The following is a 13,168-nucleotide window of genomic DNA, read 5'->3' as shown; positions in this document are numbered from 1 at the left end:
ATAGGACCTATAATGAAAAGAGCCGCCTCTTTGGGCGGCTTTTTCTTTTATTCGCAAAGCTTATCACCCAAGCGAAGCGAGTTCGCTGACGAAACTGTCGAGTTCTTCTTTTGTGCGCTTCTCGGTGACGGCGACCAAGAGGCCATCTTCTCCCCATGCCGAAAGATCGACGCCCGCGAATACCTTTTTCTCCAGCATCTTCTCGATGATCGTCGCCGCCGGAACGGGCGTCGCGACCACGAATTCGCGGAAAAAGGGTGCGCTGTATTTGAGCGAGAAGCCGGGAATCTCAGCGATGCGGTCGGCCAGATAGTGCGCCTTCTGCATCGAGCGGTTGGCAACCTCGCGGATACCCTCCTTGCCGAGCAGCGACAGGTGCACCACCGCCTGCAACGCGCAGAGCGCCTGATTGGAACAAATGTTCGAGGTGGCCTTTTCGCGGCGGATGTGCTGCTCGCGGGTCTGAAGCGTCAGAATGAAGCCGTCCTCGCCATCCTTGTCTTTGGTCATGCCGACGAGGCGGCCAGGAATTTTGCGCACATGCGCCTGCTTGACCGTGAAAATGCCAAGGTACGGCCCGCCGAAGCTCTGGGCGTTGCCGACGGACTGGCCTTCGCCTACGGCGATGTCCGCGCCGTAGTTGCCCGGCGCTTCGAGCACGCCGAGGGAGACCGGATCAGCGGAGACGATGAAGAGCGCTCCGTTCTTTCTGGCGATCTGACCGATGGCTTCGACCTCTTCGAGGCAGCCGTAGAAGTTCGGCTGCTGCACGATCACCGCGGCAACTTCGGAGGTGACGAGCGCTTCGAGCGAGGCAATGCTGCCGATACCGTTCTCGATGCTGTTCTGCACGATGGCCCGCTCACCGGCGGCTTCGAGGTAAGTCTCCAGCACCTGGCGGGTGTAGGGATGCAGTTTTCCCGCCACCACGACGCCATTACGCCCGGTGATATTCACGGCCATCAGCGCCGCTTCGGCCAGCGCGCTCGCGCCGTCGTACATCGAGGCGTTGGCCACGTCCATGCCGTACAGGCGGCACATCACGCTCTGGTATTCGTAGATCGCCTGAAGCGTACCCTGCGACACCTCGGCCTGATACGGCGTATAAGCTGTATAAAATTCGCTGCGCGACGAGATGGTCTTGACGGCAGCGGGAGTGTAGTGATCATAAGCGCCCGCGCCGAGGAAGCTCACGTGGTCACAGGTGGCGGCGTTTGAGGAGGCCATCTTTTCGAGCAGACTCTTCACCTCCGGCTCACCCATCGCGGGAAAAAGGTCGAGCGCGCGCTTCAGGCGAATCTCCTCGGGAATGTCCGCGATGAGTTCGTCGAAACTCGCGACGCCGATCTCCTGGAGCATTTCAGCCCGCTCGGCATCGGTATTGGTAATGAAAGGCATGGTACTATGTTTGATTCAGTTGAAAAACCTTGCCAGCCGGTCACTCGCCGATCTGCGCGCGATAAGCCTCGGGCGAAAGCAGCGCGTCGATATCCGCGACGTTATCGAGCTTCAGTTTGACGATCCACCCTTCGCCGTATGGATCGGAGTTGACAATCGCCGCATCGTCCAGTCCGCCGTTGATCTCGACGATCTCGCCAGCCACCGGAGCGAACAGGTCAGCAACGGTCTTGACCGCCTCGACGGTACCGAACACGCCGTGCGCCGCGACCTTCGTGCCGACAGCCTTGGTTTCGACGAACACGATGTCACCAAGTTCGGACTGCGCGAAATCGGTGATGCCGACCAGCGCGGTCGCGCCATCATCGAGCAGCTTGATCCATTCATGGTCTTTGGTATAGCGGAGATTATCAGGGATGTTCATGGCAGAACGTGATTTAGGTTGCTATGCAATTGAGGAATACAAATGAATTTGAAGGTAACATTTTTTCAGGAGAAGAAAAGATCGGTCGGATCAGTCAAATCCGACTCATCTTCACCCCAGCCGCTGGCGCATCGCTTCGTAGAGCATCACGCCTGCCGCGACGCTGACGTTGAGCGATTCGACGCAGCCAGCCATCGGAATGCGCACGATCCGGTCGCAGCGCTTGCGGGTTTCGGAGCCGAGGCCGCTCCCCTCCGCCCCCATGACGAGCACCGTCGGGCGAGTCCAGTCGATGTCGGTGTGGTTGTGCTCGGCCTCCATGTCGGCAGCCACGATGCTGAATCCGCGTTCGTGCAACAGGTCGAGCGTCTTGACGAGGCTTTTGACCTTGCAGACGCGCATGTGCGACAGCGCTCCCGCCGACGCCTTGTGCACGCTCGCGTTGATCGGCGTGCCCTTGCCCTCGATCATGATGACCGCGTCAGCGGCCACGGCCTCGGCGGTGCGGATGATCGCGCCGACGTTGTGCGGATCTTCGAGTCCTTCGAGGATCACGAGCAATGGCGAGCTGTTGCGCGGCGCGGCGAGCACCTCGTCGAGCGTGTAGTAATTGAGACTGCTGATCAGGGCGCACACACCCTGGTTCTTCGCCGTGCCGGAGATGAGCGTCAACTTCTCCATGCGCGCCTTGCCGCAGGGAATCTTCAGCCTCCGGGCCGTGATGACAATTTCCTTGAGCTTGGGATGGGAGGTGTTGAACTGGAGGTATATCTTCTCGACGCTCTCAGGTTTCGACTGCAACAGTTCAATGACAGCGTTGCGGCCATAGACGACCTGTTCACGAGGTTCCTGAGCCGGGATTTCGGCGTGGTTTGCTCTGTCCAAAAATCAGGAAAGTTTGGTTTGCCGGAAATGCGTTCCTGTTGCTCGTCAGATGCAAAAAAATGCGTATCAGCGAGCAAAACCTAAGCTATAATAGTACTCACGATTGAAACTATATTAGTTTTTTTCCTATTTTCGGAAGCACACTCGAAGCTTTTTCTCACCTGCGAACGTAACTTTTCCCGTTCTTTCGTAGTTGTACCCATCGAGATTCGCGCAGTCCCAACAATCATAATCCAATTTTTGATCGTATGACCCGAACATTCAAGACAATGGAGGGGAATGAAGCTCTTGCTCATGTCGCCTATCGCACTAATGAAGTCATCTCGATATACCCGATTACCCCAGCCTCTCCGATGGGAGAGTACTCCGACGCATGGGCTGCTGTCGATGTAAAAAATATCTGGGGTACCGTACCGCTCGTCAATGAGATGCAGAGCGAAGCGGGTGCTGCCGCCGCCGTTCACGGCGCTTTGCAGACCGGCGCGCTGACGACCACCTTCACTGCATCTCAAGGTCTCTTGCTGATGATCCCAAACATGTACAAGATCGCCGGTGAACTGACCCCCTGCGTGATTCACGTGTCAGCCCGTTCGCTGGCCGCACAGGCACTCTCGATATTCTGCGACCACGGTGACGTGATGTCGGTCAGGGGCACCGGCTTCGCGCTGCTCGCCTCGTGCTCGGTGCAGGAGGTGATGGACATGGCGCTGATTTCGCAGGCTGCCACGCTCGAATCGCGCGTGCCTTTCCTGCACTTCTTCGACGGCTTCCGCACATCGCACGAAATCTCGAAAATCGAGGTGCTTTCGGACGAAGAGATCCGTTCGATGATCAACGACGAGCTGGTCTTCGCACACCGCATGCGCCGTATGTCGCCTGATGCGCCGATCATTCGCGGCACTTCGCAGAACCCGGACGTTTACTTCCAGGCACGCGAGAGCGTCAACAAATATTATGAGGCCTGCCCGTCAATCACCCAGAAGGCGATGGATCAATTTGCCGAACTGACTGGACGCAGCTATAAACTGTATCAGTACTACGGCGCTCCGGATGCCGACCGCATCATCATCATGATGGGTTCAGGCGCCGAGACCGCTCTCGAAACCGTCGAATACCTGAACAACCACGGTGAAAAGGTCGGTCTGGTCAAGGTGCGCCTCTTCAGACCTTTCGATATTTCTGCCTTCATCGCATCCCTACCGTCGAGCGTCAAATGCATCTCGGTGCTCGACCGCGTCAAGGAACCCGGTAGCGCTGGCGAACCGCTCTACCTCGACGTCATCAACGCCGTCGCAGAGTCGTACCAGGGCGGCAAATATGTCTCGATGCCGAAGGTTGTCGGTGGACGCTATGGTCTGTCTTCGAAGGAGTTCACGCCGGCGATGGTCAAGGCAATCTTCGACAACATGAACGCCGAATCGCCGAAGAACCACTTCACTGTTGGCATCGAAGACGACGTGACGGGCAAGAGCCTCGCTTACAACGAAACCTTTTCGATAGAGCCCGATTCGGTCTTCCGCGCGCTTTTTTACGGCCTCGGTTCAGACGGCACGGTCGGCGCGAACAAGAACTCGATCAAGATCATCGGCGAAAACACCGATAACTACGCGCAGGGCTTTTTTGTCTATGACTCCAAGAAAGCCGGCTCAATCACCACCTCGCATCTGAGGTTCGGCCCGGAGCAGATCCGTTCGACCTACCTCATCACCGAGGCGCAGTTCGTCGGCTGCCACCACTGGGTCTTCCTCGAAATGATCGACCTTGCCAAGAACCTCAAGCAGGGCGGCACGCTGCTCATCAACTCGGTCTATTCACCTGAAGTGGTATGGAGCAAGCTGCCGCGCCTCGTCCAGCAGCGTCTGATCGACAAGCAGGCAAAGCTTTACACCATCGACGCCTACAAGGTCGCCCACGAGAGCGGCATGGGCCAGCGCATCAACACCATCATGCAGGCCTGCTTCTTCGCCATTTCGGGCGTGCTGCCGGGTGATGAGGCGATCAGCAAGATCAAGGATGCCATCCGCCAAACCTACGGCAAGAAGGGCGACGAAGTCGTTCAGCAGAACATCAAGGCAGTCGATAACACGCTCGCCAACCTGCACGAAGTGAAGATCGGCGCTGTGGCCGACAGCGAGAAGGAGCTGCGCGCTCCCATTGTGGGCGACGCTCCGGAGTTTGTCTGCAACGTGCTCGCCAAAATCATCGCTGGCGAGGGCGACTCGATTCCGGTCAGCGAGCTGCCTGCCGACGGCACCTACCCGATCGGCACCTCGCAGTACGAAAAGCGCAACCTCGCACAGGAGATTCCGGTCTGGGTTCCGGAACTTTGTATCGAGTGCGGCAAGTGCTCGATGGTCTGCCCGCATGCAGCCATCCGCATCAAGGTGTACGAGCCGGAGCATCTCGAAAACGCCCCGGCAACCTTCAAGAGCCTCGAAGCAAAAGCGAAAAACTGGAAAGGCATGCGCTACACCGTTCAGGTTGCCCCGGAGGATTGCACCGGCTGCCGGCTCTGTGTCAACGTCTGCCCCGCAAGGGACAAGCAGGTCGAAGGCCGCAAGGCGCTCAACATGCACGATCAGGCACCGCTGCGTGAAACCGAAGCCGCCTGCTGGAGCTTTTTCATCGACCTTCCGGAATTCGACCGCAACAAGATCAACCAGCGCATCATCAAGGAGCAGCAGCTTCAGCAGCCGCTCTTCGAGTTCTCGGGCGCGTGCTCGGGCTGTGGTGAGACTCCGTATATCAAGCTGATGACGCAGCTCTTCGGTGATCGCCTCGTTATCGGTAACGCCACCGGCTGCTCGTCGATCTACGGCGGCAACCTGCCGACCACGCCGTATGCGTGCAACCCGCAGGGCCTCGGCCCAACGTGGTCAAACTCGCTCTTCGAGGATACCGCGGAGTTCGCGCTCGGTTTCCGTATTTCGATCAACAAGCAGCAAGAATATGCCCTGGAGCTGGTCAAAAAGATGGCCACTGAAATTGGCGAAACCCTTGCCACCGGCATCCTCGAAGCCACGCAGAACAGTGAACCGGAGATTTTCGAGCAGCGTGAGCGCGTAGCCGTGTTGAAAGAGAAGCTCCAGCAGATGAAATCCAACGACGCCAAGAACCTTCTTGCCGTGGCCGACATGCTGGTCAAGAAAAGCGTCTGGGCAGTCGGCGGCGACGGCTGGGCCTACGACATCGGCTACGGCGGCCTGGACCACGTCACTGCATCGGGTAAGAACGTCAACATGCTGGTGCTCGACACCGAGGTTTATTCCAACACCGGCGGTCAGGCCTCCAAGGCCACCCCGAAAGCCGCGGTCGCCAAGTTTGCCGCCGCTGGCCGCACAGCCACGAAGAAAGACCTCGGTCTTATTTCGATGAGCTACGGGAACGCCTACGTGGCCAGCGTCGCTCTCGGCGCGCGTGACGAGCAAACCCTGAAGGCGTTCCTCGAAGCCGAGGCGTACAATGGCCCGTCGGTGATTCTCGCCTACTCGCACTGCATCGCGCACGGCTTTGAACTGTCTATGGGTCTGGAGCACCAGAAAGCGGCGGTCGATTCCGGCCACTGGCTGCTGTACCGCTACAATCCGGACAGGCTGAAGGAGGGATTGAATCCGTTGCAGCTTGATTCCAAGAAGCCGAAGATGCCGGTCGAGCAGTTCCTGAACATGGAGAACCGCTTCAGAATGCTGAAAAAGACCCATCCGGATCTTGCAAAACAGTACTTCCAGGCGATCCAGCACGAGGTTGATGCCCGCTGGGCCCACTACGAACACCTCGCCAACCGTTCGATTGAAGGCGAAGCATAAACTGAACCACTATCCGGTTCCGAACAAAAAAAGCGGTCAATGACCGCTTTTTTTGTTGCCTTGCGCCTTCTCGACTGTTCTCGCTTTTTCGAGCATCTCCCTTGCTTTCGGTTCATTGCCGAGCTTCCGGTACACCTCCTCAAGGTGCCGGTAGATATCCGGCTCGTCCAGCCCGGTGGCAGCCGCCTTTTCGAGGAACTGCCGGGCAAGCTCGAAATTGCCAAGTTTGTAATGTACCCAGCCGAGAGTATCGAGATAGACTCCGTTGTCCGGTTCAAGCATCACCGCATTGGTGGCCAGACGTAACGCCTTGCTACGTGTGATCCCCTCTTCGGTAAGCAGGTAGGCGAGATTGTTCATGGCGAGGGTGTTGTGCGGATCGAGATCGAGCACCCGCTCATAAGCCACTCGGCTACGCTTTTTCAGGCCAAGCAGATCGCAGACCATCGCCAGATTGATGTTGGCCTGGATCAGAAGATTCGGGTCGCCAGGCTTCCGTTTCGCCCCGGCAACCGTTTCAAGCACGGCAACCGCCCTCCGCAGCTCATGGGAAGAGAGTAGCAGAGAGCCTTCGAGGACACTCCAGCGCATCCTCTGCCGAGGGAGCCTTCGCTTTGCCTGCGCCAGAAGCTCGAACGCCTTGCGCTTGTCGCCTGATTCGAGCTGGGCGGTGATCAGAAACTCCCATGCCGTCGCATTGCCGGAATCGAGTTGCACAGCTTTGGTGAGCAGCTCGACTCCATCCTGCTTGCGGCCGTGCATCATGCCGTACATCCCTTTCAGCATGAAAAGCTGGCTGTCACGCGGGCGCCGGGCGATCAGCTCATCAAGCAGCGCAAGCGCCGGACCGACAAAGAGTGAATCCTTGCCAGAACGCGAAATATAGAGTTTGGCAAAATCGTGCAGTGACTCCTTCGAGGGCGACTCTTTATCGAGATAGGTCGTCAGTTCGCCATGAAATTCGTCATTGCGCCCGGCTCTGATGTAGTGATCGAACAGGGCGATCCGGTAGGCGATATTGCCAGGCTCACCCTCCGCCAGCTCGTGAAGCGTCTGAATGGCCAGCGTCTCCTGCCCGGTTTTCGTATAGAGTTCGGCAAGCGTTATGCCGATTTTGCGGTCGTTTCCTCCAAGCTTGAGCAGCTGTCTGGAGGTCTCGATGGCTTCCGGATAGTGCTTGAGAGCGATTTCCAGCGTCAGGATTTGCGTAAGGGCGGCTTCATTGTACGGATCGATCCGCGCAGCCTTCTCGAACACCTGGAGGGCCTGCTCAGGCCGTTTTGCCGCCAGGTACTCAAGCCCTTGCAGATAGAGAATATCGGTACGTTCCGGCTCCAGGAGGAATGCCTTGCCCAGCAGCTCCGCCGCCTGGTCGTAGGCTTTCATTTCATGCGCGACTCCGGCGAGATACCTGAGATAGTGCCGGTTCGCGGGATCGAGCCTGACCGCCGCCTCGCCGTAAACCCGCGCCGAGTCGAGCACGGTCAGGTGCAAATAGGATTTTGAGATCGAATAGCTCACGGCGGCATCGCCAGGCTTTTTAGCCATCACCTTCCTGAAGGTATCGATGGCTCCCCAGTAATCCCCCTTCATGTCGAGAAAAAGTCCCTGCACGTATTCGGGTAAAACATCCGAAGCTGAGACCGCAGAGTCACGGGATGTAGCGGTACTGTCGCGGCTTGCTGACGCCATTGCCGGGAAGGCCCAGAGCGCAGCGACGGCGAAGAGCGCCAGCAGCGCGAGACTCCGCCAGAACGCGCCGATTCGATTTGCGCTATCCGTCATGGCCTTCGGCGGCGTCGAAGAGCGGCCCCTCTGCGGAGATACCCAGATGAGAGAACCGGCTCATGGCAAGGCGGGTGGCGACACGCCCTCGAGGCGTTCGGGAGAGGTATCCCATCTGGATCAGATATGGTTCATAAACCTCCTCAATGGTATCCTGCTCCTCACCAACCGACACGGCAAGCGAGGCCACACCGACCGGGCCACCGTTGAATTTGCGGACGATCGCTTCGAGAATTTTCTTGTCCATGTCGTCGAGGCCGCCTTCGTCGATTTCGAGCGATTCGAGGGTGCGCCGCGCCACGGCGAGCGAAATCGAGGCATCGCCCGCAACCTGCGCGAAGTCACGCGCCCGCCGCAAAAGGCGGTTGGCAATACGCGGAGTGCCGCGCGAACGGCGGGCGATCTCCATCGCTGCGTCTTCGTCAACGCCAATGTTCAGAATCCCAGCCGCGCGGACGATGATACCTTGCAGCAGCTCTGGGCTGTAGTAATCAAGGCGGCTGTTGATACCGAACCGCGCCCGGAGCGGTGAGGTCAAAAGGCCAGCCCGCGTAGTCGCGCCGACCAGCGTGAAGGGCTCGAGCTTGAGCTGCACCGCCCGCGACGCCGGGCCGCTGTCGAGCAGAATGTCGATGCGATAATCCTCCATCGCCGAATAGAGGTACTCCTCGACCGCCGGAGCGAGCCGGTGAATTTCGTCGATGAAGAGAATATCCCCCTTTTTCATGCTGGTGAGCAGCCCGGCCAGGTTGCCCGGCTTGTCGATCAGCGGGCCGGAGGTGATCTTGATGCCGCCTCCCATCTCGGCGGCGATGATGTGCGCAAGCGTGGTCTTGCCGAGGCCGGGCGGGCCAGAGAGCAGCACGTGGTCGAGCGCCTCGCCGCGCTTGCGGGCCGCGGTGATGAACACCTTCAGGTTGTCGGTCAGCTTTTTCTGACCGGCAAAATCGCCCATTTTTTGCGGCCGTATCTGCTCCTCGAACCGGACTTCCGTCGCATCGGGAGCGGTATTCAACGCTTCAATCCTCACTCAGGGCCTCGATTTTGGTTCACAGTTTGATCCTCGGATCGACCACTGCGTAGAGCACGTCAGCCAGGAGGTTACCGAAGACGATCATCGTGCCGGAGACGAAGGTGTTGGCGATAATCAGCGGATAGTCGCGGGCGAAGATCGCCTCGACGGTCACGCGCCCCATGCCGGGGAAAGCGAAGATCACCTCGATAAAGAGCGCACCGCTGAAGATGAACGGCAGGGAACTGCCCATCAGCGTCACCACCGGCAAAAGAGCATTGCGCAGGGCGTGCTTGAGAATCACCACCCGCTCGCTGAGGCCCTTGGCCCGCGCCGTGCGGATGTAGTCCTGCCGAATCACCTCCAGCATACTGCCGCGCACGTACCGCGCGATGCCCGCCGAGCCGTTGATGCTGAGCACCGTCACCGGCAACGCGAGGTGCCAGATGCGATCCATGATGAAGCCGAACACACCGTAGCTCTCCGCGCCAACCTCGTTGAGGCCTGAAACCGGGAAGAGCGGCAGCTTCAGCGCGAAGAGGATAATCATCATCAGGGCGAGCCAGAACTCAGGCATCGAGTAGAAGAAGAGCGCCGTGACCGTCAGGAAGCGGTCGAGGAAGCTGTTCTGTTTGACCGCCGAGATAACGCCGATGATGATACCAAATACGAAGTTTGCAATGAGCGTCAGCACGGCGATGGTCATCGTCACCGGCAACGCCTCGGCAATCACGTCGAACACCGGCTGCTGCGCGCGGCTGAAACTGCGTCCGAAATCACCGTGCAGCACGTTGCCGAGCCACTTTACGTACTGCACCGGCAGTGGATCGTTCAGGCCGTACTGCTGCCGGATCTGCTCGGCGACGTTGGGGCTGATGCCCGGCTGGATGAAAAACGCCGCCGGATCGCCCGGCGCGAGTCGGATGATAAAGAAGGTCAGGGTCAACACCCCGAAGATGAGCGGCACGGCAATCAGCAGCCGTTTGAGAATGTACCTGAGCATGTCGTTACGGCGCGATTGACGGTTTCAGCGTCCAGTCGTCAATGTTGTAGAAAGTACCGGAAATATTGAGCTTCGCCCCCTGGATGCGCTTGCTGAACCCTTGCGTCTCCCTGATCCAGTAGAGGAAGGTGACAGGCTGATCCTCGTGCAGAATCTTCTGGTACTCGACCCAGTAAGGGCGTGCATCCTCGGTTTTCATCTTGTTTTTGGCAAGCTCGCAAAGCTGGTCGATTCTCGGATTGATGTAGCCGGGGAAGTTGAAGCGGCTCTTTTTCAGGTCAGAACCCCACACGTCGAGCGGATCGACTTCGAGGCCAATCGCCCAGCCCGCCATCCACGCGCCGAGCTTGCGCTCCTGCAAGTTCTGGAAAAAGACGTTGGACTCCTGCATTTCGATCTTGCAGTCGATACCGATCTCGCGAAGGTTTTGCTGGATAATCGTACAGGCGTAGTTCCTGCGGGCGTTTCCGGCGTTCGTATAGAGCACGAAGCTGAAACGTTTGCCGTTCTTCTGGCGGATACCGTCCGGGCCAGGCAACCACCCCGCCTGTTCGAGCAGCTTCACGGCTTGGGCGGGATCATAACCGTAGGGTTTGATCGAGTCGTCGTAGGCCCATTTCAACGAAGGTGAAATATCGGTTTTGGCCAGCACGCCGTAGTCGCCGAGGTAACCGTCGATGATGGACTGGCGGTCGATAGCCATGGTCAGCGCCCGGCGCACGAGCGCATCGCCGAAGAGCGGATGGGGACGAACCTTGCCGGTCTGGTTGTAGTATTCACCGTCGATATTCTGCCAACCGACATAATCGTAAACCCGCAGGCCGATGGTCTTGATATCGACATTCGGATTGGCCTTCTGCACAGCGGCGAAATCCTCCGGCTTGATATTCTCGACCACATCGACATCACCCGTCTGGAGCTGCGCCAGCCGGACGGTGTAGTCGGGAATCACGCGGTAGATGATGCGCTTGATGTTGCCCGGCTTGGGCAGGTTGCAGGAGACGTTCGACGAAAGGGTCAGCGACTGCTGCTTGCTCCAATCGGCGAGGCGGTACGGGCCGGCGCCCACCGGCTGCTGGTTGAGCTTCGACTCGCGAAACTCCTCCGGCTTGACATTCTTCCAGAGATGCTCCGGCAGTGGCGTCAACGAGGTGTGGAAAAGCGCGAGATGCTCCGGCACCGGCTTGTAGAAATGGAAAATCAGCGTGGTATCGTTCGGCGTTTCGATCGCCTTGTCGAAATCAACCGCTCCCTTGTCCGCTCCGATCAGCTCAGCAAGGAACTGCTGGCGCGGACTGGCGATCACCGGATTACCGTAGAGCTGATAGGCGAACTTGAAGTCGCGCGAAGTAATCGGCTGGCCATCAGCCCACCTCGCGTCGTCACGCAGAATGTAGGTAATGGAGCGATGGTCAGGCGACATCGTCCAGGTTTTGGCCAGCGCCGCCTTCGGGGACTTCTCGTCCGGTCCGGAGGAGGGGCGCAACCGCTTTTCGAGCGCAAGGTAGTTGAGCAGGCCGGTTTTGGTGTTGAACTCGCCCTGCAGGAGGCCCGGATAGATCAGCCCGGTGATCTCGCTCGACGTGAGCGACGCCCCGATAACCGGGTTGAGGTAATCGGCATCGCCAAGCATTCCGATGACCAGCGTGGTGTCCCTGGCCGCGCCCGAAAGCGCGCCCGCTTTGCCGCCAGACTTCGAGCAGGCCGTCAGCAGGGTTGAGGCCGCAAGCAGCGAAATCGACAAGAGATGGAAGAAGCGTTTAGTCGTTTTCATCATCATACTCTTCGGAACTGGTTGACGGAGCGGGCACGTCGGCGCGCTCCTTGTTGATAACGTTGCGGATTCTCTCAGTCAGCGCCTCAGCGGGTACGTACCCTGCATAATGCTTCAGGAGGAAGTTCAGTGCCACCACCTCGATGATGGCCGTGATGTTCTTGCCGGGGAAAATCGGAAGCTGCACCAGAGGCAGATCAACGCCGAGCAGTTTGACCATTTTCTGGTCGAGCCCGAGCCTCTCGTATTCGGACTCCTTGCTCCATTCGAGCAACTCAACCACCACCTGTACCTCTTTGCTATCACGAATTGCCCGGATGCCGAAATTCTGTCGAACATCAACGACCCCAAGACCACGAATCTCCATAAAGTGATCGATGATATTGTTGCGCGATGCAACCAATACATTTGTCTCACCACGACGCTTGACCACCACGACGTCGTCGGCCACCAGTCCATGACCACGCTCGATAAGATCGAGCGCAACCTCCGATTTGCCAAGTCCGCTCTTGCCGCTCAGAAGCACCCCAACACCATACACATCGACCATCGATCCGTGGTATTGCTGGTAGAGCGAAAATTCTTCATCAAGAAAATCGGTGATGAGATAGATCGCTTTCGTCGATGAGCAGCGGGTGGCGAACACCGGAATCCCAGCGCGGGTGGCCATGTCGATCAGTTCCTGATCGAGCTTGTTGTTACTGGTCAGAATGATACACGGCATTCTGAACTTGACGAACTCGGTGAAAGCTGACCACCGCTGTTCCAGAGAAAGATGATTCAGGTAACGCGTTTCGGTATTGCCAAGAATCTGAACCCGTTTGTAGGTGAACAGTTTGGTGAAGCCCGCGATAGCCAGTCCGGGACGATGGAGATCGCGCTCGGAAATACGCCGTTTCTGCTCATCGACGCTGTTGACGCGCCTGAACTTAATATCGAATCGTTCCTGTATTTTTTCAAAAAAATAGGCGACCGTGATCGATCGCTTTCTCAGGCCTTTCTGGTCAAAATTCATGCTCGGCAGATCATGGTTTTCGGGAAGCCCTATACCGGAACAGGGTCAGCATGCTGACCCTGTTCC

General features: G+C 58.1%; 9 protein-coding genes. 1 reads left to right on the top strand and 8 read right to left on the bottom strand.

Going from position 1 to position 13,168, the window contains the following annotated elements:
- Window positions 1-63: 63 nt before the first annotated feature.
- The 3 genes from gcvPA to rlmB all read right to left on the bottom strand — a co-directional run bounded on the left by gcvPA (window position 64) and on the right by rlmB (window position 2,707).
- Window positions 64-1,398 carry an aminomethyl-transferring glycine dehydrogenase subunit GcvPA gene (gcvPA, locus tag NY406_RS02390; RefSeq protein ID WP_260535176.1) on the bottom strand — a complete coding sequence of 445 codons (1,335 nt, stop codon included), beginning with the start codon at window positions 1,396-1,398 and terminating at the stop codon, window positions 64-66.
- Window positions 1,399-1,438: 40 nt separating this feature from the next.
- Window positions 1,439-1,822, bottom strand: a complete 384-nt coding sequence (gene gcvH / locus NY406_RS02385; RefSeq protein ID WP_260535174.1) for a glycine cleavage system protein GcvH — start codon at window positions 1,820-1,822, stop codon at window positions 1,439-1,441.
- Window positions 1,823-1,933: 111 nt separating this feature from the next.
- On the bottom strand, window positions 1,934-2,707 hold the full coding sequence (gene rlmB / locus NY406_RS02380) for a 23S rRNA (guanosine(2251)-2'-O)-methyltransferase RlmB (protein WP_260535172.1): 774 nt from the start codon (window positions 2,705-2,707) through the stop codon (window positions 1,934-1,936).
- A 248-nt stretch (window positions 2,708-2,955) separates the two neighbouring features.
- Between rlmB and nifJ the strand changes: the two genes are divergently transcribed.
- Window positions 2,956-6,513 carry a pyruvate:ferredoxin (flavodoxin) oxidoreductase gene (nifJ, locus tag NY406_RS02375; RefSeq protein ID WP_260535170.1) on the top strand — a complete coding sequence of 1,186 codons (3,558 nt, stop codon included), beginning with the start codon at window positions 2,956-2,958 and terminating at the stop codon, window positions 6,511-6,513.
- A gap of 36 nt (window positions 6,514-6,549) precedes the next feature.
- Here the strand turns inward: nifJ and NY406_RS02370 are convergent, their stop codons facing one another.
- The 5 genes from NY406_RS02370 to hprK are packed head-to-tail and all read right to left on the bottom strand — an operon-like array spanning window position 6,550 to window position 13,102.
- Window positions 6,550-8,298, bottom strand: coding sequence for a tetratricopeptide repeat protein (locus tag NY406_RS02370; RefSeq protein ID WP_260535168.1), 1,749 nt, complete (start codon window positions 8,296-8,298; stop codon window positions 6,550-6,552).
- On the bottom strand, window positions 8,288-9,328 hold the full coding sequence (gene ruvB / locus NY406_RS02365; protein WP_260535166.1) for a Holliday junction branch migration DNA helicase RuvB: 1,041 nt from the start codon (window positions 9,326-9,328) through the stop codon (window positions 8,288-8,290). Before ruvB ends, NY406_RS02370 begins: the two co-directional genes overlap by 11 nt.
- Window positions 9,329-9,347: 19 nt before the next feature.
- Window positions 9,348-10,313 (bottom strand): ABC transporter permease, encoded by a 966-nt coding sequence (locus NY406_RS02360; RefSeq protein ID WP_260535162.1) that lies wholly within the window; start codon window positions 10,311-10,313, stop codon window positions 9,348-9,350.
- 4 nt (window positions 10,314-10,317) lie between these two features.
- Entirely contained in the window at window positions 10,318-12,093 is a 1,776-nt protein-coding gene (locus NY406_RS02355; protein WP_260535160.1) for a peptide-binding protein, read from the bottom strand.
- Window positions 12,074-13,102 (bottom strand): HPr(Ser) kinase/phosphatase, encoded by a 1,029-nt coding sequence (hprK, locus tag NY406_RS02350; RefSeq protein ID WP_260535158.1) that lies wholly within the window; start codon window positions 13,100-13,102, stop codon window positions 12,074-12,076. Before hprK ends, NY406_RS02355 begins: the two co-directional genes overlap by 20 nt.
- Window positions 13,103-13,168 lie beyond the last annotated feature (66 nt).

The sequence above is a fragment of the Chlorobaculum sp. MV4-Y genome (assembly GCF_025244685.1).
GTDB lineage: Bacteria > Bacteroidota > Chlorobiia > Chlorobiales > Chlorobiaceae > Chlorobaculum.
The sequence above is the reverse complement of the archived record's forward strand: the minus strand, read 5'-3'. Positions and strand labels throughout refer to the sequence as shown.

What these genes read in the sequence shown, in the direction of transcription:
- NY406_RS02360 (WP_260535162.1), bottom strand. Translation starts at nt 10,313, where the DNA reads ATGCTCAGGTACATTCTCAAACGGCTGCTGATTGCCGTGCCGCTCATC.
- NY406_RS02370 (WP_260535168.1), bottom strand. Translation starts at nt 8,298, where the DNA reads ATGACGGATAGCGCAAATCGAATCGGCGCGTTCTGGCGGAGTCTCGCG.
- nifJ (WP_260535170.1), top strand. Translation starts at nt 2,956, where the DNA reads ATGACCCGAACATTCAAGACAATGGAGGGGAATGAAGCTCTTGCTCAT.
- NY406_RS02355 (WP_260535160.1), bottom strand. Translation starts at nt 12,093, where the DNA reads ATGATGATGAAAACGACTAAACGCTTCTTCCATCTCTTGTCGATTTCG.
- gcvPA (WP_260535176.1), bottom strand. Translation starts at nt 1,398, where the DNA reads ATGCCTTTCATTACCAATACCGATGCCGAGCGGGCTGAAATGCTCCAG.
- gcvH (WP_260535174.1), bottom strand. Translation starts at nt 1,822, where the DNA reads ATGAACATCCCTGATAATCTCCGCTATACCAAAGACCATGAATGGATC.
- hprK (WP_260535158.1), bottom strand. Translation starts at nt 13,102, where the DNA reads ATGAATTTTGACCAGAAAGGCCTGAGAAAGCGATCGATCACGGTCGCC.